Genomic DNA, 21,078 nt, shown 5'->3' with positions numbered 1-21,078 from the left:
TACGCGTAGGACACTACTCTTATAAAAGCTTCGCCATTCTAATTATTGTATACTATAATAAAAAGGCGGGATTTCATTATAGGGAAATAACGATTAATGAGGATGATGACAATGCGTAAAAATAATAAATGGTTGCTGTTTATAGGTAGTGTTGTTCTTTTTTTGATTAGTTGTACGGCCAAAGAAATGACTGTTCAAAAAGAACCTCTTTCACCAACGGAACAGTTTGTTATTCAAGATTTACTAAATGATAAAGGGTTGTTAAGCACAGATTTAACAAACCAAAAGGATTTATTTTTATCAGAATCAGTAGGGTTATGGCTTGCGTACCTATTAGAAAAAGACGATCAAGCTCGTTTCAATGACCAGGTGAATGTCATGAAATCCTATTTTTTAACAAATGATATGATTGTCTGGAGAATAGAGGGCTCAAAAAAAGCTACGGTAAACGCCCTGATTGATGATTTACGAATCATTCGTGTTTTACTGGAAGCAGGTGAAAAATGGCATGATTCGTCTTACATACAATTGGGTAAAAACATGGGAGATCAGTTAGTTCAATATGGGATGAATCAAAATCTATTTGTCGATTATGTGGATGTTTATACTCATGATAAAGCCCAGACACTAACAATTAGCTATATTATGCCTTCTGCTTTCAAAGAAATGGAAAAATATGATGTGTTATCACAACAACAAGTTCAGCATCAGTTAGCAATTTTGCAAAATGCGCCACTTACTGAGGCAGGGTTCTTTCCAAAATATTATGATATTCCTTCTAAAAGCTATGTGTTTGACGAGGAACTACACATGATTGATCAGTTGTATACGGCTTATCATCTGGCTTCAATGAATGGAGATACAGCCGCATTTAAAAACTGGCTGTTAAACCTTCTAAAAAGAGACGATAAATTGTATGGTCGATACAATGCACAAACAAACGAATCAACAGTTAGCTATGAATCACCAGCCGTTTATGCAATGGCAGCTCGTTATATGATTGCCTTAAACGAGAAGCAATTAGCACAACAGTTCATCGAAAAAATGTCAGCTTTGAAAGACCCTACAACAGGCTATGTTGATAAAAAAACGCAGTCAACGCATAGTTTTGATAATTTACTACCACTATTAGCAGAAAGGGAGGTAGAAAATGCGTACAACAATGACTAAAAATAGAGCAATTTTGGTATATGGGACCATTCTTATTTTACTCTTGCAAATACCTGCTTATTTTTTATTGCGACAGGATGTTGAAGGCTTATTACTATACATGTTTTTAATGCTCTTACTTGTTCTCACCCTTTGGAGAGGGACGGTATTTGGGCTTATCAGTAGCCTTGTCTTTATTTTTATTACAGGATCAACACTTCTCTATACAGGAATATCTGGATCCATGACATTTTTAAATTCTACCTTCTCTATGCAGATATTTTTCATATATGGCATCATATTGCTGCTGCTCATTCTTTGTGCTGGTAAGATGCATGAATTAATGAAAGAACAGGAAAACTATTTAAAAAAGTTGCAAGAAGATGTTAGAAAATATGTAGCGATTGATGTTGAAACTGGATTTGATAATGAGACACGTATGTATATTAGTGTCAATGAGGAAATGCGACGAGCGGATCGACATAAGCATACCTTTGTTTTTATGGTGTTGAAGATTGAAAATTATCGCAAGTTCCAACAACTTTATGGAGCGAAAGAAGTCCAACATTTATGGCAACAGCTCTCTCAAAGGATTCAACAAACTGTTAGGCAGACAGATAAAAAATTTCGATTTCGTGAAGACCATATCGGCTTACTGCTAATTGATACGACGGATGAGCATATGGAAGTTATTTATGACAAATTGGACCAGGCTTTAAAAAATCACCAATTGTTAAATGAAAAATGGGTGACGCTCCGTTATAAAACAAGCTTTTTTACCTATCATCCACTGAAGGAATCAACATTTGATGAATTACTAGAAGAACTGGAAAGAGAGATGAAAACAAGTGCGCTCTAACTATCGTTTATGGTTCGCCATTGGCATGCTTTGTTTTTATACTTTCATCAACCAAGAGTTGGTCTTTGCAGCCGATTCTGATAAGGACGTAGCTTTGATCTATGTCACAAGTAACCAACAGCCAAATGAGGATGTAATCGCATTGCAAGCCATATTGCAGAGTTACACATCAGTAGATGTTGTTTCGATAGAAGATATCAACAAACAAAAGCTGCAACCATACAAACGCGTCGTTGTAATGAACGCCTACCCAACAAAACTTCCTCCACAAGCACTGTCTGCACTGAATCAATTCAAAGGGTTCGTACTGTTGATAGGTGACAATGCGCTTCAATTTGCACCCTTTTCCAAATGGCAGGAAGGTCCAGTAGTGGAACTTAGAGCGATAGGAGAAGAAAGTTTACACAGCCCTGTGCGGTGGAACAGTTTACTACCAACCGATGATTCAAAAATAATCCAGAGGGCTTTATCAGTAAACCAATCCTATCCTTTTATCATCAGCAAGGACAAATGGTCATTTATTGGAGAATTCATCAATAAAGATACATGGTCCTATCAATGGCCTGCTATTATAGGCGAGCTTTTACAATTACCCAAGCCACAGATACATCCTGGCTATATTGTGTTAACAGATATTAATATGAAAACAGATGTGCAAAAGTTAAAAGAGGTAGTGATGGGATTTTCTGAAAAAAAAATACCCATTGCTCTTGAAGTCACACCCATTTTCATGGATGAGCATGAAAAAAAATCCTATCACTTGCACGACAATAAAAAATTATTAAGTTATTTGCAACAATTGCAAAAGGAAAATTATCCATTTATTCTTTCATCATCCACTACTATTCCAACTGAAAGAAGTCTTGATTATTTAGTACTTCGTAAAATTTATCCTACAGTCATCAATGGTGATAGCCCCTTATTTAAAGGGAGTATACAACAAGGAAATCAACAATTATATCTATCGAAAATTGACAATCGCATCATTTACCCGATGACGGTTGGGTCTATTGACAGTACGGACAATCTTCCTCTATATCCTGTCCAACAGGAAATAGATCGATTATTAAAAGTGCCTAGCTCCATCATTGGTATTCAATATCCAGCCTATTTAAATGCTTCCTATGTAGAGGATCTTGTAGCTTATTTAAGGGAACATCCACAAATCGAATTTTTCGATTTCCGTCATACGAAACAGCAAGTAACATCAGAGAACGTTTCGATTGTGCAGGATGAAAAGGGTAAACAAACTATTCACTTATCGTTTTCGAACTTAGAACGATTAAAAATTTCATTTGATGAACGACCATTTGAGTTAATATTATGGGCGCTCGTTTTCATTGTTTCCCTATTTGTTACATTATTTTTTATAAGTACCTTACGTTTACGTATCACATTACGTAAGAGATTATTTGAGGAGAGGAAAACAAATGGCTAATACATTATTTTTTATTTCACTTTTCCTCATTTGGATCATGTTACTTTATCATATGTTTTTAATGGAGGGTGGTTATTTACACTTTCGTACATTTGAAAAACCGATTGATGAATGGGCTAAAAAAATGGACAAAGTTCCTTCTGTTAGTATCTTTATCCCTGCTCACAATGAAGCGCTCGTGATCGACCAGACACTAAGGGCCATGTCTCGTTTATATTATCCTAAAGATCAACTAGAGGTGATTGTCATTAATGATAATTCCTCTGATGAAACAGGTGCGATTGCAGAGCAATACGCTAAGAAATTTCCATTTATTCGTGTGATTGAAACAGTAGAGCCGAACAAGGGGAAAGGGAAATCCTCTGCGTTAAATTCGGCACTTGCTGATTCAACAGGCGATATCGTAGTGGTCTATGATGCTGATAATACTCCTGAACGGATGGCAGTTTGGTATTTAGTGATGGGATTAATAAATGATCCGAAAGCAGCTGCTACGGTAGGGAAGTTTCGTGTTATCAACGCAGCGGAAACGTGGTTGACACGCTTTATTAATATTGAAACGATATGTTTCCAATGGATGGCTCAGGGAGGGCGTTGGAAATGGTTTAAGGTGGCTACCATACCTGGCACTAATTTTGCTATCCGGCGCACTGTTTTAGAGCAATTAGGTGGTTGGGATGTAAAAGCATTAGCAGAAGATACAGAGCTGACCATTCGTGTTTATAATTTAGGCTACCACATCCGCTTTTTCCCAAAGGCAATTACATGGGAGCAAGAGCCAGAAACATTAAAAGTATGGTGGAAGCAACGCACAAGGTGGGCAAGGGGCAATCAATATGTAGTGCTAAAGTTCTTGAGTCAATTTTTTACCTTAAAAAGAAAAAGTATTATGTTTGATTTATTTTACTTCTTCTTTACGTATTTCTTATTTTTCTTTGGCGTTATACTATCCAATACTTTGTTTATCATTAATTTATTTTATGATATTGGTTTGACCGTTGGCGATATTGCCCTTGTTTTATGGGTATTAGCCTTTTTACTTTTCCTAGGCGAAGTTATGATTACTTTAAGTATTGAAAAAACAGAAATGAATCGAAAAAATTTCTTCTATGTCATACTTATGTATTTTACCTATTCGCAAATGTGGATCGTGCTAGTCGTTTGGTCATTACTATTAGAAATAAAACGCATGTTTACAGGGCAGGAAGTTCAATGGTATAAAACAGAGCGTTTTTCCAAGCAATCAGATAAAGGAGCAGAATAATGAGAACCAAATTCTTCTATTCATTGTTATTTTGTATTGGTTTTTTATGTTTTGCTAACGATGCAGTTGCGGCAACCATTACCGTGGATGACAACATAATTGCAATAGAGGGCAATCAACAGCAGAAAAAGCCGTTATTAGCACAGCCAATCGAATTACAGGGGCCTTCTTCGTCCAGAGATTTTTACTACAATTTAACTGAGGATGTTCCCTCAAATAATCAACAAGTGACATTTCAAATTCAGCATTCAGAACTACTGATAGCACCGTCCTCCTTCACGGTGAAAGTGGATGATGTAGCACTTAAAACAGTGCCATTGAGAGCCGATTTATTAAAACAAACTGTTACGGTCAATCTTCCAAAAGAAGCACTGTTACAAGGCTCACATAAAATAACAGCTAGTTTTTATGGCATTCTGAAAGAAGGAATTTGCGTCGCTCCAGGCAATGCAGGGAATTGGTTACGCATCGAAATATTATCATCTATTTCAGCATTCAGCGAGGAAAGTCAGGCAGGGTCCTTAACAAGTTATCCTGCTGCATTTTTAGGTTATGAGGGCTATGTCACGACGGTTGTTTTACCGAAGCAGGCCTCTGAAGCCACATTAAACAGTGGCTATCAGCTTGCTGCTTTTTTATCCGAACATGGTGATATAGATGTACAGATTAAACGAGAAGATGCTGTTAGTAAAGCGTCAGGTCCAATCATTATCGTCGGGGCGAAAACCGAATTTAGTACAAGCCTATTGAAAAAAATAGTAAACAACATAAGTGTTACGGATGATGCAATGACACTGACAATGCAGGAACTTTTGAATACAGACTCTAATCGAAAAGTTCAACTTTTAGTGGTAACCTCTTCGAATGCTCAAGCGATACAGGATCGACTATCATTTTTAACCGAAGCAAGACTATTCGAGCAATTAATCGGTAATACAGTAGCGATTAAAGATGTACCGACAGTGGAACAGACATCCGACACAACGATTCCATTCCAGCAATTTGGCTTTGAGGACCGACTTTTATCTAGTCAAGTCACAATGACACCTCATTATTATGTTTCCTTGCCGCAACTAGAGGCAAATAAAGAAGCGACGATGCGATTGATCTTAAAAAAATCTGCTACTATACCGAGCAGTAAAGAGGACGAGGATCGAAAATTAGAATTGATTGCTTATATTAATAATGTGCCACATGCTGTAGATTTACGAAAATTAGAACAAACAACATCAGATATGTACGAGGCGATCATACCGATCCAAACCAACGTGCTTAACAAGCAATCAATGACAGATCTTCAATTTGAGGTAACGGGCTTCCAACTTGAAGATCCGTGTGAAACAACTAATGAGCGATACTGGCTGTATATTGATAGTGACAGCACATTGTCCATTGTAAAAGATACAGCAGAGCCAACCTTTACATTACGTGATTTCCCCAATGCCTTTCATGAAAATACGTTAATGGTCATCCCTAGTAACGAAAATATGGATGATACAAAAATGGTGTCGCTTTATAAAGCATTAATGATGAATGGAAAAATGGCGCAAATCACACTGATGAAGGACAAAAATGTCACAAAGGAAAAGTTACAAAAGCATGCAGTTATTTTTACGGGAGATATGGAGCATCTGACATGGCTGTCACAACATGCTACCACGATTCCGCATACAACTGAGCAGTTCATCAAACAAGGATTTTTACCTGAGGCTATTGGTCAATATGCATTTATAACAAAAAATTTCTGGCAGGTTAATGAGCCTTTACTATGGATTCATTCATTTGGAGATACTCCCATAACGGGAGACTTTTATAGCCATTTAAAAGAGACGGATTCACAGATAGCTGCTGCGATTGAAACAAAAGAAGGACAATTTGTAGTGGCAGTGAATCAGCATGCTAATAACGGCGTTATAAACGTAGATAAAAAAGGTGAGATCTCCTATGTCTTAATTGCGGAATTTGTGGGGCTGATTATTGTCATCGCAGTAATTCTATATATCATTCTTCGCAAAAGGAAGAAAAATCAATTGAAAAAATAAAAGCAAAGTCGCACGCGACTTTGCTTTTTTATGCAGGCATATCAGTTGGTGTTGGCTTTGCATAGCCTTCTTTATAAGTATCATCAATGACCTGACGAATTTCTTTTAGGCTTTTTCCTTCTTTATGCATTTGTGCGGACTGTACAGCAATCTCCAAGCATACTAAACAACGTGTTCCATGATCATCCCAGACGATGGATCCGTCTTCTCGTTTGTCCTGAATAAAGCAGTTTAAATTACTTTTATGGCCTACTGATTCGCCACAACCGCAATAGCATGGCATCCATTCTAGAACCTCTGTCGATTGTCCTGCAAGCTGATAGACTAAACGAATATTTTCCTGTTTATCGTCTAAAAAGGATGGAAGGACATCAGCCGAAGCGGTTTCTTCCTGTATATCACCTGAAGCTTGTGTATGTCCTTCATGTGAAGCGTCATTAGCTTCATGGTTCGATTCAACACTGTTTTTATCTTTACCACATGCACTTAATAATAATAACGCCAATACAACAAAAATAGAAATCGTTTTCTTCAAAAATAGCGCCTCCTACATGTTTACAATACTTCCATTATAACATCGTTTCCGTAAACATTTACAGGCAGTCTATTTGAAAATCAATGAAATATATCTAATCCACGTGTTTTGTTCATGAAATGTTCCATTTTCTCGCTCAATAATTTCTTTAAGAAAAAGCCGAACAGGATAAAAATGAACCAGAAACCTGCTAAGAAGAGGAGATCCACCCAAACTGTGGACCAAATTATCCCTCCTACAGCTTCACGCATCAATTCTATAGCATACGTAAAAGGTAAAAATGGATTGATTATTTGGAAAAACCTTGGTAATAATTCGACAGGATATGTCCCACCAGACCCTGCAATTTGTAGCACAAGCATCACGATAGCTAATGCTTTCCCTACATTTCCAAAGACGGATACGAGTGTATACACAACGGTTATAAATACGAGACTAATGAAAAGACCAAATAAGATAAAGTAAACGGGTGCTTGAATAGAGCCGTCTACTAAAAATGTATCGCCGATGGTAATAATCAATGTTTGGATAAAAGAAAAAGTTCCAAATGTTAAAAGTCGACCAAAGTATATATCACGAATACTGTAAGATGAATTGCCATGAAGATTCACAGATAATAATGAAATTAACAGTAAACAACCTACCCAAATAGATAGCACAGTGTAAAACGGTGTCATAGCTGTTCCATAATTTGCAATAGGGAATAAGCGATGCTCCTGCAGTTTAATAGGTTCCTCAAAGAAATCGCGTTCAGCATTGACGTCATTTTTCAGTAATTGCACAATCTCTGCAATATCGGCTTCCTCTTCTAGTGTCCGCAGTTTAGTCGCTAATTCCTTAATTTTTGAGCTTAAAGTCGGAAATTCTGTTTGTATTTTTTGAATAGCATTATTAGCCGTTCCTAGTGTATTTTTAGCCTGTGACAATTTAGCTGTTGCTTGTGGAATGAATTGCTTTACATCCGTCAGCATAGCCGAAGCATTTGTTAATGTTTGTTTAGCACTAGCTAAGGTGGATCGAATTTGTGGCTCTAGACTATCATTATAATAGGATAAAAATTTCTGCAAATTAGTCGTTGCGTTTTGTGCCATGTTTTGAATAGCGACAATATCCTGCTTGATGACTTCCTTATCAATTGGCTTTACTTGTGCCAGTTTATTTAGTACATCGTCATGTAAAGCATGTAACTGTTGTAATGCGCTAAGAGCGTTTGTCGTGGAATCAATGAAGCTTGGTTGATGCTGTAAGGCTTCACGGATCGTTGTAAGCTGTTCAATGAGTGACTGATTCTCTTCGGCATTATTTTCCTGTAAAGAATTGATAATAGTTGTCAAAGACTTCTCTAATTGCTGTCGTGTTAAGGCATCAGCTTGAATTAATTTTTGCAAAGCTTCAAGCGTTTGAATACTATTAGTGATGTTATCTTTGGCGGTTGTCAATTGCTGTTGCAATGCTTCCTTCGTTTGAGCAAAGGAGGATGGATCTAAGTCGATATTATTGAGCTTATTTATGATATCTGAAAAGTGTTGTGCGATAGTTTGGACAGTGGCTACATCTTGTTTGATAACAGGTGACAGCTCATTAAACAGAACATCCGCTTCATTCACTAAATGTAAACCCTTCTGAATGGTCGTTAAACCATCTGTTGTAAGTTGTTCTACTTGAGGTATTTGTGTAAGTGCTTGATTCAGTAATTGATTTGCATCCTGCCCTTGCGTAGAGGCTTGAGTCAAAAATGAATTGATATCAGGTAAATGCTGTTCGATTGTAAAGACATAGTTTTCAAATTTGCGAAAATCAGGAATGTCACGCTCCATTTCAACGCCAATTGTATTAAAAATGGAAAAAAGAGTGCCATTGACAGTCGACACAAATTCATTCGAAACTTGCTGTGTAAGGACACTTGCACCTTTACTTGTAATTTTAGGGGCAATAGGATTCTTTTTTTCATTTACATAATAATCGATATGAGCTTTCGTTGGTTGATCGGTTAGAATGGAAGTTAGCTTTTCGGAAAAATCATGGGGGATGACAATGGCAGCAAAGTATTCGCCATTTTTTAATTGTGCCAGCGCTTGTTTCTCCGTCTCTAGCTCCCATGTAAAGCTATTATTAGTACGTAAATTCTCTATGACCTCTTTTCCAACATTGATGGCATCATCTCTAACAGTAGTTCCCTTATCTTCATTGACTATTGCGATCTTCATATTAGCTGTGTGGGCGTACGGGTCCATGGAAGCATAAATATTCAACCATGCGTAAAGAGAAGGCAGGAAAATAAGTCCACCTATAATGACAGCTACGACCCAATTGGTAACAATATTTCGGATATCCTTTGTATAAATTTGAAAAACATGCTGGAACGAGTTTTTCATCTAAATCACCCCACATTTCAAAATTTGCATGATCTCTCATTATGTATGTTCCCAAATATACTTAAAATTATGTTATAAATGTGAAATATCTTCATTTAAAGGCAAATTAGTTTACTAGGTTTTCAAAACACTTTATAATCAAACGCGAATACACTAAAATTAGGCTTTTAGTGTAAAAAAGGAGGTCACTATTTTAGTGAAAAAATTATTAATTATTGGCTCAGTGATTGTTGTATTATTTGCAGCAATTATTGTGCTTACCAATGTCTCAAACAAGAGTAAATTAGAAAGCGCAAACAACCCTTACGGCGATAAAAAGCTAAAACAAGAAACAATCGATCAATTAGACGATAAAAACTATCAAAACATTATGTTACCAGATGAACTAGAAGCTAAAATTGAAGCTGGTGAAGCGGTTAATGCTTACTTCTTCAGTCCAATTTGTGTTCACTGCCAAGCATTTACACCAGTATTAATGCCAGTTGCCGATGAGCTAGGTGTTGATGTTGCACAATTGAATGTCTATGAATATGAAGATTTATGGAATAAGTATAATATTGAAGCAACACCGACATTTATTCATTTCGAAGGTGGTAAAGAAGTAAATCGCTTTGTAGGAGCTCTTAAAGAAGAGGATTTACGTACTTTTTTAAATACCGTCGTGTTAAAGAAATAGAGAAGTAGAGACTGTATCAAAATAACTTTTGATACAGTCTCATGTTGTTGAAAAAGATGATGTTAATAGCAGAACAAGACTTTTTAACAAGGTAAGAGGTTGATTTCCGTTCCGCCAGCGTCCTTTCCAGGGGGGCCGTCCGATGAGCCGCTTCACTCACTGCGTTCGCTCCAGGGTCTCCTCTATGACGCTAAATTCCCTAGGAGTGACGCTGGCTCCACTCCAATCAACCTTTCTGCAAAAGTGTCTTTTCCTGAACAAAATAGACCATTATTTATATTATAAGAGAGGATAGCCTCTTATTTTCAATGTGGAGAAGTGATGTGTGACAACACCCCTCCATAAAAGAGTAGTGAATGCCTTCACTTGAACCTTTGCTAAAAAGTTAACATTTTTATTTTATGGGGTGGAAGGCTACTTGAGTCCCGTGGGATAGCGAGACAGGCGAGCCTCTAAACGGAGCGGTAGCAGAGGAAGCGGCTCGGCGCTCGCCCACAGGAAAGCAAGTAGCCTACAACAGAAATCCTTTTTTACCTTTCACAAAAATGCTATTATGGATGGTTTTCTTTTCCACATTAAGAGACTGTATCAAAATAACTTTTGATACAGTCTCTTTTGGTTTTTGTAGTGTATACTAAAAATACTGAAAAGTTGTACACTGGAGGAATCGACAATGTCAATGGATGATTATTTTTATAACGGTGAACTGATGAAATGCTATGAATTGGCGAAGCAGGTGACAAGCGAAGAAGAAAAAGCACGGGCACAAAAATACATGGCTTTATTCGAACAATATGATCTTGATCGCTACCCAAAGCCTACAGCACATGGGGAAGTACAGCATGCAGAAAGAGCTGATGAAAGCTACCCTGAATCGGATTTGGTGGTGGAAATACGTGCAATAGAAGAGGAAGAGGCATTTGCCAAGCGTATTCAGCAATTAGAGGAAGCTGCGAAAACAGGCACACCATCCGATAGGGCTCAATCCTTTTTTACACAAGGGGAGCTGTTTTTATTTGCTCACCACTACAATGAGAGTGTTCACTGCTTTCAACAAGCAGTAAAGGAAAACCCAAATAAGGCTGTCTACTGGGGGATTACGGGGCAGACAATGCATCGCTTTGGTTGGATGCCTTTTGATGCACTTGGTTATTTAGAGCAAGCGATTCAACTAGATCCTATAAATCCTCGTTGGAAATGGAATAAAGCACTAGTCCTTATTCAATTGGCGAAGGATTTACAAATGGCTCCATTTATGGCGAATGCCGCACTCGCTTTGGAGGATGCACTAGCCTCTTGCGGAGAACAGCAACGATCATTGAAAGATGCCATTCAAAATACAATGGATACTATGGATAGCTATGTGTTCTCTTAATTTATGTAGGATGTCTCCAACTGTAAATGGAGGCATCTTTTTTCGGCTGAGAGAGGTTCGTTGCCATATTCCACAATCATGGTATGATAAGAAAGAAAATGATTTGTAGATATAAAGGACGGATTTTTTTATGGCACAAGAAGTGGCAAATAAATTTATTGAAAACGTATGTAATCATTTAGTTCGCAATATGAATATAACGAAGGTGGAAGAGCATTTTAAAGAAACCATTGCCGTGCAGCGACAATCAGCCGCATCCACTAAGGACTTTTGGGATATGCTGATGGTCAATATGCTCTTTTTTACTGAGAATGAACAGGCTTGGGAGCAACAATTTTTAAAAATGCTTCATGCAAAAAATTGGCTAAAGCCTGCAGCGCTGGAGGAAGAGTTATTAATGCACCAGATGCGAATTCGTCAGCAAGTAGCAGAGCAAATGGAGGCAGCGAAGGAATTATTCCATAAGCAGTATGAGACGGAAAACATGACAGAGGAAGCCATCATTTATGACTATGCATATAGCTCAGCCGGTCATTCAATGCGGATGGATTTATTAACTGTTTTTGTATCAACGCCAGAGCAATCAAAAGTACTTTTTGATGCAGACCCAGAAGAAACAATTCGTATTGTAAATGGGTATATTGCTTATCATACAGATGGTTTGATTAATAAAACAAAATTATGCTAACTTTGTTACGAAGTTTTACGTGAAAGGAATTTAATTGAATGAATACACCATTTACTTTTAAACATACACAACCAACTGAAATGGATTCTACGAAAAAATATCCTGCTATTTTTTTATTGCATGGTATGGGTAGTCATGAAGAGGACTTACCACAATTAGTGCAAGATTTTCAAGAGCAATGTCATATATTTAGCTTACGAGGGCCGATTACACAGAATCCTGGCTATGCTTTTTTCACGATTCAAGAGGTGGGACAACCAGATCGCGCAATTTTTGATAAAGTATTAATGGCGCTTCAACGTTTTATATTAGAAGCGATCGATGAATATCAAATCGATCCTCATAAAGTATTCGTCTTAGGCTTTAGCCAAGGCGCCGTATTAGCACAATCACTTGCCTTTGTCATGGGGAATTTAGTGACAGGAATCGTTGCTTTAAGTGGCTATACCCCTAAATTTGTAACGGAGGAATATGCCATTCGCTCAGTAGAGCATTTACATGCTTTTATTTCTCATGGTGATTATGATTATGTCATTCCTTCTCAATGGGGCATGGAGAGTAAGGAGATTTTTGAACAATTTGGTGCAAAGGTAACCTTTAAGCAATATCCAGATGGACATGGTGTCACACCTGATAATCTTCGTGACCTTGTAGCATTTTTAGCACAGCAATTACAAGAAGATCTTCAATAAAATGACAACCGAGGCAAATAAATGTCTCGGTTTTTTTTGCTATGGAAAAAAGATCACTTATCAAATTATTTTTCTCCAATAGTGATTAGAAGAATCGAGGCAAGAAGGTTCAAATTCATGTCAGTCGGTGGTATCATAGAAGATGTTGTGAATGAGCGTGGTTGGTTAGATGAAAACATGTACTTTATGTGAACATAGAGACAGAACCAATCTAAAAGGGGTAAAATAATAATTTGATGTGCTAGATGCAAATTTTGTCGCTTTCTATCGATGGAAGCGGGTAGAAATTATGGAGAAAAGGAATTAAGATGAATGGAACAAAATCTGAAAACGGAGCATAAACCGCAATCCTCCGAAAAATCACGAGGGAAGTCATCACGCTCTGCTATTTTAGCGCAAACGGTCAAAACTGGCATTATCAAATCCAATTTAATACCGATGTGGGCTGGTTTAACGCTAGGCATGTACAAAAATAAAATGACGTTAATGGACAATATACCAGAAATTATTTTTTCAACAATCGGTTCTGCCCTTGTAATTGGAGCAGCAGGGGCATTTAATAATGTCTATGATCGTGATATTGATGCGATTATGCCTCGTACACAAAGCCGACCAACTGTAACAGGGGAAATGTCAGCAAAAACGACGCTATCTTTAGCCGTTGCGATGTTGATCATCGGGGTAGCTGTGTTGGCACTGGCTTCACCATTAGCAGCTGCGTTTGGTCTATTAGGTGTGTTTTTATATGTAGTCCCTTATACAATGTGGACAAAACGTCGTACGATTTATAATACGGAAATTGGTAGTATTAGTGGGGCAGTGCCGCCATTAATTGGTTGGTCTGCGGTATCAACAGATATTACACATCCTGCGATACTTGGTTTATTTTTTGTCATGGTGATTTGGCAAATGCCCCATTTTTATGCCATTGCGATCCGCAAACGTGTAGACTATGAAGCAGCCAGCGTACCTATGCTGCCCGTTGTCAAAGGAATGCGCCGTACGTATTATCAAACCAATTTTTATTTAGTTTTATTGATTCTATCAAGCTTTTTATTTGGCTCGTTAAGTGTTGGAATTATGCTTGTGGCATTGATTTTAAGTGTTGCTTGGTTAGTGATGAGTATTTACGGCTATCATAGTAATACGGATCAAGTGAAATGGGCTACTAAAATGTTTGTCTTTTCACTTTTCCATATGACAATACTATTTTCAACTGTCATTGTATACTCATTAGTAGGGGTTATCTTTAAGTTATATTGATTCAATCAATGATGACTAGACGTCATGGCGTCCAGATTTATAGAGCTCGCTTGAAAAAACAATCTTCAAAATAAAAACCAACAAGTTATTCGTTACTTGTTGGTTTTTTATTAGCTACTGAAATAATTTGGCGACTTGGCCACTCTAATGCATGTAGCTGTCCGCCAAAAACTGCGCCACCATCAATGCCTATGATGTTATTTTCTCCGAAATAGACACGATAGTCCGTTGGATTTTGGTGAAGATTATACGTAGGGGTATGTCCAAAGATCACCGTTTTATCCCCATTATAACCTGCATGAAATTCCTCACGAATCCACAGTAAACGCATGGGGTCAGTGTCTGCGATAGCGACACCAGGAACAACGCCCCCGTGGACAAAAATAGCATCCTCTAACTCAATATATATTTCAAATGTTTCAATTAGTTGTAAATGTTCTTCAAGCTTCGGTAATGTTTGAATAAAGCTAGGCAATGTATTGTTTTCAATAGCTTCCTCAAAATCTTCCAACTGGTAGCCATAGCTTGCCAGTGTGGCCTCTCCACCACATAGTCCGACCCAATGGTTCCATGGCTTAGCAAGGCCAGAACGACAGGCATTGAGCATGATTGCCTCGTGGTTACCTAGCAAAACACGTGCACCCTTTGCTTGTAATTCATTAACCAAATTTAATACACCACTAGAAGCGGGACCTCTGTCTACGTAATCACCAAGTAAAAAAAGTTGGTCATTCGGTGGATCGTAGTTTGCTTTTAAAAGTAATTCTTCTAACAGCCCTAATTCTCCATGTATATCACTAATTGCTAGTATTCGATTCATTTTCGAGCATCCTTTCTAATAGTAAAGCATTACTATTCAGTATAGAGAATTCTTCTACAAATTTCGACTTTTCCAGCTTTTACATAGAATGGTCGAAGAAATAATTCACTTCCTACTATTTTTCTTTATCATATGAAAGGAGATTTTATTTCCTTATTCATTTGTCAGGGGTGGGGGTTTTGCGAGAGGGGAGGGGCTGAAGGTTAACAGCAGAAGCAGGTTAGAATACTTATACTGTTAACCTATTAGATTAAATCATTAATTCGTCCCAAGCTTGTTTAACGATCTGTTCATCAAATGTTGAAATAAGGCGAAAGTTATTATTGTCTAAAATGCGGAAATGCTGACTGATAACGTTTTGCTGTAGTTTATAACCATCGTGCTCATGAATATTTTTCCACCATATGTATCCACCCATTGTTTTTTCCTTTGGCTGCAATGTTCCATTATTCGCGATTAAATCTACTACCTCCAATGGATCACCGCCAAGCTCATGCTGTAAAATCGAGCTGTCACGACACAAAGTGCAAATGGCAACAGTAGTTGTCCAACCAGCTAGGATACGGCCTTTTTCAATTTGTACAAGTGTTTTCTTAGATAGTCCTAATAAATCACTCATTTGATCCTGTGTAAAAGCTTTTTCTGTACGGATTAATTTCAGTTTTTCTGAAATGAGTGTGATTAATTGTTCACGATTCATCCTAACACCCCTTTTTTCAGATTGTTATGTTCCATTATACATGAAAGTAAAGATACGTGTTTTTCTTTCGATAGTGGAATTAAAAATGAAACAGACTGCCCATAATGGAACAGTCTGTTGGATGATTAAATCTCATATTTTTTCGTATCAGAGATTACACGGAAATGGATGCCTTTAATCTGTGCACTTACTTTATGGCGGAGCGTATCAATATCCACCAGTTCTTCTTTATTTTTGACACATAAGGCAATCTCATGTAATAGGTTTGTAAAAGCCTCCTTAAATAAGGCACGCATATTATCGAAATCTAAACTGCGGAAACTACCATCAATATCGAAGGCTTCCACAGAATTTAATTGCTTAGAAGCTCCTGCAAAACGATCGTCATAGACTGTGTAATTTTCGTCTGTTACAACGATAATATATAAAATTTCTCCTGTAACCGTTTTTAATTCAATATTTGTTTTGTGTTTTTTTACGTCGGTAATAATGTGAATACCATCTGAATGATATAGCTTAAACAATGTCATGTGTATTGCCCCCTGAAACTAGAATCTTATTACGTTATCCATTATATAGTGGAATGGCTAATAATGGAATAATAAATACCAGTTTCATTCTGTTATGTTGATTGTACTTCTGTGATAACTGGTGCACTTTTTCGTAGAGGTCGAACCTCAATATAATGAATTTGATGCCCTTGTTGCTCATAGATGCTAAAGAGATAGGTGTCTAATTCAATATTTCTTGAAGCTTTAATGCCATTATTCACTGTTAAGAACCAACCACCTAATGTTTCTACTTCCTCTGCATCCAGCGTAATGTTTAATAGATTTTCAACATCTTCCACAAGCATTTTGGCATTTAAAATATAGTGATGATCTGTGATTTTTCGAATATCAGCAATTTCATCACCGTCAAATTCATCCCGAATTTCACCAACAATTTCTTCTAAAATGTCTTCAACAGTTACTAGTCCAGATGTACCACCATATTCGTCCATTAAAATGGCCATATGGATTCGTTCTTTTTGCATGCGTACAAGTAATTCCTGAATAGGAATTGTTTCAATAACACGAATGACAGGATTAATGAAATCCTCTAAAACTAATGTGTCGTCTGTAAGTTGTTCAAGTAACCCATGCGTAAATAGCTCCTTGGCATTGATAAAGCCTAGAATATTATCGCGGTCACCATCGTATACAGGGTAGCGCGTATATTTTTCCTCGGCAATGGTATGAATGATATGGGTAAACGATTCATTTTGTTCAATACCAACTATTTCTGTTCGGGGAACCATAATTTCACGAGCAATACGTTCATCAAATTCAAAGACATTGTTCACATATTTAAGCTCAGATTTATTGATTTCACCACTTTTAAAGCTTTCAGACATTAATAATCGCAATTCTTCCTCTGTATGAGAAAGCTCATGTTCACTAGCGGGCTTCATGCCGAATAGTCCAATTAAAACACGTGCAGAACCGTTCAAAAACCAAATAAATGGGTACATGATTTTGTAGAAAAACATAATTGGCTTTGCGAAAAGAAGTGTAATAGCTTCAGCCTTTTGAATAGCTGCCGTTTTTGGAGCTAGTTCGCCAACTACTACATGTAAAAACGTTGCGATAGCGAAGGCTGTACCAATTGTAAAGATCGTCATATATTTATCAGAAATGCCGACCATTTCAAAAAGTGGGTGAAGCATAAATTCAAAGGTTTTTTCACCAACCATCCCGATACCAAGTGCGGTTACTGTAATACCTAATTGGCAGGCAGATAAGTATTCATCTAAATGATGGACAACATGCTTAGCAGCAATTGCTTTTTTATTGCCCTCTGCAACCAGCTGATCGAGTCTTGAGGAGCGCACCTTGACAATGGCAAATTCTGTTGCTACGAAAAAGCCTGTTAAAGCTAATAAAATGGTAAAAATCGATAGGTTTATAATGGTCTCCAAATAGTCGTTCTGTAAAAACAGAACGTCACCTCCTAATTATGAATAAGTAATAGTAAGGATTGCATTAATGCAATACTTTCGGGTGAAACGTTTTTCTTAATGGTTTCAATTTTTTTATCATCTTGTTTGTTCATTTGCTCTAGCAATGAAGCTACATCATGCTCTAAATCTTGCATTTTTAAACGAAGCATTTGTACATCGATTTCTTCATAGGGTGTGATGTTCAATTCATGTTGGATTGCTACGAGTGAGAGCCCCTGTTGTTTGCGTTGTTCAATAAATTGAAGTCGTTCAATCATTATTGGATCATAGAAGCGATAATTTGTTGCAGAACGTTCTGCATCCAACAAACCAATATTGGTATAATAATCGATTGTTCGTTTAGTAATGCCTGTTTTTTCTGCAAGTTCGCCAATTTTTAATTTCTCTGTCCCAATGCAAACACCTCCAAACCATCACGTGATACTTTGATTATAACGTGATGGTCTAAATATATTCAAATGATAGGCGTCAATATTTCAAAATTGTAAGATTTTTTTAATAAAAAAATAACGTTTCTGCCATTGTTAACTGGTAGAAACGTTACTAAGATTAGGGAAGTAAATAGGTATCGTATAGGTGATGGAGTGCTTCTTCACCATTTTCTTGTAAGAGAATTTCCTCATTATATGTAAGTATGACGTTTGTGTGCTTACTATCGATTTTATCATCAATGAATTTACACGTTACCGTGACAAAGCCCGCTTCCGCTAGCTTTTCTTTCATATCTCCATCCCAGGGCTGGTCAGAAAATAGTGGGGGCTGCCAAGTGCCTCTCACATGTAGCTCATTTTTTTCAAGGTCATAATCCCAGCGGATGTCACGTAAAATAGTTTTAAATAGGTCATTAACTGTAAAAGATGTATCTTGATAGTTAATGTCTATAGCGCGCATGGCATGGACATCTCGACTAACTGCACTAGCTGCGGAATTGGCCGCTGAATTGATGCCTGAAGCAGCATCTCTAATTTCTGCTAATCGATCACCACAGCCTGTTAGTAAAGCACAGATGCATGTTATACAAGCTACCTTCGTCATCCATTTCACAAGTAGTCCCTCCAGTCTAGTAAGTTGTTATTACTATCTTAACGAAAAGAAAAATACGAAGAAAGGGCATGAAGGCGGCAGTTTGTGACGGTTTTGCAACGATGCGATCTCCACTTGATTGTTCGGCATTTGGAAAGTATATAAGTCTGAAGATTTAGTAAAATGATGAGAGAAAGGGAGCGGTTTGGATGAAAATTAATGATGAAATGCTTGATCGATTAGGAACTTATTTTGTCTATCATGCTGTTTATGATAATTATGGTATTACCTTTGAAAACTTTGTGGATCGTTGGCTACGAGGAATTCTTGAGGTATAGCAATCATCAATGCCGCCTTGATAATGATGTCCGAATTTTTTGAGCATGCTCTGAAAAATTGAAAAAACGGTAACACTCGATTTAGTAGACAAGTTAAACAAAAGAGTCGTGTCCAAGTTTGAACACGACTCTGCTTTATTTGAAATAATCTGTAATAAACTGATTGGCTTCCTGCCAATTATATACTCGTATAACATTATCAGGAACAGTGAGGCGGTTATATGGTGTGTCAAATAACACAACAGGGATTTTTAGTTCCTCCGCCAGCATTACCGCATTATCGTGCTTATCCTCAAAGAAAGCTTCTACATGATGCTTTTTCGCGGCAGCTAGTTTATCGTGGCTACCTAGAAGTTCGATATGATCGTATGGTATAGCTTGCGTTTTAAACCAATTGACAGTGATGTTTGCTACATTTTCACCTCGTGCAGAAATATAATACAGCTCGAAATTATTTTTCCAAGCGGTTAGAATATTTTTTGCATCTTTTGCCACTTCAGAGACTTCATACATATAAGGCTCATTTTCCTTAAACCATGTATTAAATGCACTGCGGTCAACAGGGTGTGGAAAGGCGGATAAAAAATCATATTCACAAACATCATCAAGTGTAATATTTACATTGTATTGCTTATTAATATGTGGAATGAGTGTACTTGGACATGTCACAGTCCCATCGATATCAATACCAAAACGAGGCTTTTTCATGCTAGCACCTCCTTAAGCATTCGCTTTTTGTGCTGCTTCTGCTGCTTGCTTTTCTTCCATTTCTGCTGCTAATTTATCAATTTCTTTTTTCAGTTCTTCCACCATCGTTTCTTCAGGTACTTTACGAACTGTTTTTCCCTTCATGAAAAGTAAGCCTTCACCACGAGCACCAGCAATTCCGATATCCGCTTCTCGTGCTTCACCTGGACCGTTTACGGCACAGCCCAACACAGCTACTTTTAAAGGAACCTTTAATTTTGAAATATATTCTTCCACTTCATTTGCGATCGAAATTAAATCAATTTCAATGCGCCCACATGTAGGACAAGAAATAAGTGTGGCCATATTAGAGGCTAGACCAAATGATTTTAATAATTCTCTTGCTACTTTTATTTCTTCTACAGGGTCAGCTGAAAGGGAGATACGCAATGTGTTCCCAATGCCTTTTGAAAGGATGGCTCCAAGACCAGCTGCTGATTTTACTGTACCAGCAAACAGTGTCCCTGATTCTGTAATCCCTAAATGAAGCGGGTAATTAAAGGCTTTCGCCGCCTTTTCATAAGCTTCAATAGCAAGATTAACATCAGATGCCTTCATTGACACGATAATATCGTGGAAGTCCAAGTCTTCCAAAATTTTAATATGGTGTAGAGCTGATTCAACCATACCATCAGCTGTAGGATAGCCGTATTTTTCTAAAATATGACGCTCTAATGAGCCGGCATTAACACCAATACGAATGGGGATACCTTTCGCTTTGGCAGCATTAACAACAGCTTCCACTTTTTCTTTACGGCCAATATTACCTGGGTTAATACGTACTTTATCAATACCATTTTCAATGGCTTTTAATGCTAATCTATAGTCAAAATGAATATCAGCTACTAATGGAATATGAATACGTTTTTTAATTTCGGCAATCGCATCCGCTGCACGCTCATCTGGTACAGCAACACGAACAACCTGACAGCCCGCTTCCTCAAGACGAAGAATTTCCGCAACTGTTGCTTCTACATCATGTGTTTTGGTTGTACACATACTTTGAATGAATAATTCATTACTACCACCAATTGTTAAGTTACCGACACGTACGGGACGCGTATTTGAACGGTGACAAATTTCACTCATTAA

General features: G+C 37.4%; 21 protein-coding genes. 11 read left to right on the top strand and 10 right to left on the bottom strand.

Features of this window, described 5'->3' with window-relative positions; all coding sequences use genetic code 11:
- The first annotated feature begins 102 nt into the window (after positions 1-102).
- The 5 genes from CRI88_RS06465 to CRI88_RS06445 are packed head-to-tail and all read left to right on the top strand — an operon-like array spanning position 103 to position 6,752.
- Positions 103-1,170: a glycosyl hydrolase family 8 gene (locus CRI88_RS06465; protein WP_254777871.1), complete on the top strand. Its 1,068-nt coding sequence runs from the start codon at positions 103-105 to the stop codon at positions 1,168-1,170.
- A complete protein-coding gene (locus CRI88_RS06460) occupies positions 1,151-2,008 on the top strand; it encodes a diguanylate cyclase domain-containing protein (RefSeq protein WP_058844122.1) in 858 nt (285 codons plus the stop codon). The genes CRI88_RS06465 and CRI88_RS06460 overlap by 20 nt, the downstream gene beginning before the upstream one ends.
- Positions 1,998-3,446 carry a DUF2334 domain-containing protein gene (locus CRI88_RS06455; RefSeq protein ID WP_231745033.1) on the top strand — a complete coding sequence of 483 codons (1,449 nt, stop codon included), beginning with the start codon at positions 1,998-2,000 and terminating at the stop codon, positions 3,444-3,446. The genes CRI88_RS06460 and CRI88_RS06455 overlap by 11 nt, the downstream gene beginning before the upstream one ends.
- Positions 3,439-4,710, top strand: a complete 1,272-nt coding sequence (locus CRI88_RS06450; RefSeq protein ID WP_058844123.1) for a glycosyltransferase family 2 protein — start codon at positions 3,439-3,441, stop codon at positions 4,708-4,710. Before CRI88_RS06455 ends, CRI88_RS06450 begins: the two co-directional genes overlap by 8 nt.
- Positions 4,710-6,752, top strand: a complete 2,043-nt coding sequence (locus tag CRI88_RS06445; protein WP_058844124.1) for a cellulose biosynthesis cyclic di-GMP-binding regulatory protein BcsB — start codon at positions 4,710-4,712, stop codon at positions 6,750-6,752. The genes CRI88_RS06450 and CRI88_RS06445 overlap by 1 nt, the downstream gene beginning before the upstream one ends.
- A 28-nt stretch (positions 6,753-6,780) precedes the next feature.
- Here CRI88_RS06445 and CRI88_RS06440 read toward each other — a convergent pair whose 3' ends face one another.
- Positions 6,781-7,287, bottom strand: coding sequence for a PCYCGC motif-containing (lipo)protein (locus CRI88_RS06440; protein ID WP_036120389.1), 507 nt, complete (start codon positions 7,285-7,287; stop codon positions 6,781-6,783).
- A gap of 80 nt (positions 7,288-7,367) precedes the next feature.
- Positions 7,368-9,662 (bottom strand): YhgE/Pip domain-containing protein, encoded by a 2,295-nt coding sequence (locus tag CRI88_RS06435; RefSeq protein ID WP_058844125.1) that lies wholly within the window; start codon positions 9,660-9,662, stop codon positions 7,368-7,370.
- A 196-nt stretch (positions 9,663-9,858) separates the two neighbouring features.
- Here CRI88_RS06435 and CRI88_RS06430 point away from each other — a divergent pair, with 196 nt between their 5' ends.
- The 5 genes from CRI88_RS06430 (at position 9,859) to cyoE (ending at position 14,356) form a co-directional block, all read left to right on the top strand.
- A complete protein-coding gene (locus CRI88_RS06430; protein ID WP_036120381.1) occupies positions 9,859-10,338 on the top strand; it encodes a thioredoxin family protein in 480 nt (159 codons plus the stop codon).
- 673 nt (positions 10,339-11,011) lie between these two features.
- Complete coding sequence (locus CRI88_RS06425) at positions 11,012-11,713, top strand: tetratricopeptide repeat protein (protein ID WP_058844803.1); 702 nt, start codon at positions 11,012-11,014, stop codon at positions 11,711-11,713.
- 130 nt (positions 11,714-11,843) lie between these two features.
- Entirely contained in the window at positions 11,844-12,401 is a 558-nt protein-coding gene (locus CRI88_RS06420) for a hypothetical protein (RefSeq protein ID WP_058844802.1), read from the top strand.
- Positions 12,402-12,439: 38 nt separating this feature from the next.
- Complete coding sequence (locus tag CRI88_RS06415; RefSeq protein WP_058844801.1) at positions 12,440-13,093, top strand: alpha/beta hydrolase; 654 nt, start codon at positions 12,440-12,442, stop codon at positions 13,091-13,093.
- Positions 13,094-13,405: 312 nt separating this feature from the next.
- On the top strand, positions 13,406-14,356 hold the full coding sequence (gene cyoE / locus CRI88_RS06410; protein WP_036120361.1) for a heme o synthase: 951 nt from the start codon (positions 13,406-13,408) through the stop codon (positions 14,354-14,356).
- 85 nt (positions 14,357-14,441) lie between these two features.
- Here the strand turns inward: cyoE and CRI88_RS06405 are convergent, their stop codons facing one another.
- From CRI88_RS06405 to CRI88_RS06380, 6 genes are all read right to left on the bottom strand, one after another.
- Positions 14,442-15,176: a metallophosphoesterase gene (locus CRI88_RS06405; RefSeq protein WP_036120358.1), complete on the bottom strand. Its 735-nt coding sequence runs from the start codon at positions 15,174-15,176 to the stop codon at positions 14,442-14,444.
- 250 nt (positions 15,177-15,426) lie between these two features.
- Entirely contained in the window at positions 15,427-15,876 is a 450-nt protein-coding gene (locus tag CRI88_RS06400; RefSeq protein WP_036120355.1) for a helix-turn-helix transcriptional regulator, read from the bottom strand.
- 125 nt (positions 15,877-16,001) lie between these two features.
- On the bottom strand, positions 16,002-16,406 hold the full coding sequence (locus CRI88_RS06395; protein WP_036120352.1) for a hypothetical protein: 405 nt from the start codon (positions 16,404-16,406) through the stop codon (positions 16,002-16,004).
- Between the two features lie 92 nt (positions 16,407-16,498).
- Positions 16,499-17,836 carry a hemolysin family protein gene (locus CRI88_RS06390; protein ID WP_036120348.1) on the bottom strand — a complete coding sequence of 446 codons (1,338 nt, stop codon included), beginning with the start codon at positions 17,834-17,836 and terminating at the stop codon, positions 16,499-16,501.
- A gap of 32 nt (positions 17,837-17,868) precedes the next feature.
- Positions 17,869-18,210 carry a MerR family transcriptional regulator gene (locus CRI88_RS06385; RefSeq protein ID WP_036120344.1) on the bottom strand — a complete coding sequence of 114 codons (342 nt, stop codon included), beginning with the start codon at positions 18,208-18,210 and terminating at the stop codon, positions 17,869-17,871.
- Positions 18,211-18,427: 217 nt separating this feature from the next.
- On the bottom strand, positions 18,428-18,913 hold the full coding sequence (locus CRI88_RS06380; RefSeq protein ID WP_230593778.1) for a hypothetical protein: 486 nt from the start codon (positions 18,911-18,913) through the stop codon (positions 18,428-18,430).
- A gap of 197 nt (positions 18,914-19,110) precedes the next feature.
- On the opposite strand from CRI88_RS06380, the gene CRI88_RS22745 reads away from it, so the two are divergent.
- Positions 19,111-19,239: a hypothetical protein gene (locus CRI88_RS22745; protein WP_255358828.1), complete on the top strand. Its 129-nt coding sequence runs from the start codon at positions 19,111-19,113 to the stop codon at positions 19,237-19,239.
- 135 nt (positions 19,240-19,374) lie between these two features.
- Here CRI88_RS22745 and CRI88_RS06375 read toward each other — a convergent pair whose 3' ends face one another.
- Together CRI88_RS06375 and ispG are read right to left on the bottom strand one after the other, a co-directional pair.
- Positions 19,375-19,947 (bottom strand): 5' nucleotidase, NT5C type, encoded by a 573-nt coding sequence (locus CRI88_RS06375; RefSeq protein ID WP_036120338.1) that lies wholly within the window; start codon positions 19,945-19,947, stop codon positions 19,375-19,377.
- Positions 19,948-19,959: 12 nt separating this feature from the next.
- Entirely contained in the window at positions 19,960-21,066 is a 1,107-nt protein-coding gene (ispG, locus tag CRI88_RS06370; protein WP_170829863.1) for a flavodoxin-dependent (E)-4-hydroxy-3-methylbut-2-enyl-diphosphate synthase, read from the bottom strand.
- Between the last annotated feature and the right edge of the window lie 12 nt (positions 21,067-21,078).

Origin of the sequence: Lysinibacillus fusiformis, assembly GCF_002845985.1 — a bacterium.
Taxonomy (GTDB): Bacteria; Bacillota; Bacilli; order Bacillales_A; family Planococcaceae; genus Lysinibacillus; species Lysinibacillus fusiformis_D.
This window is presented reverse-complemented; position numbering and strand designations above follow the sequence as displayed.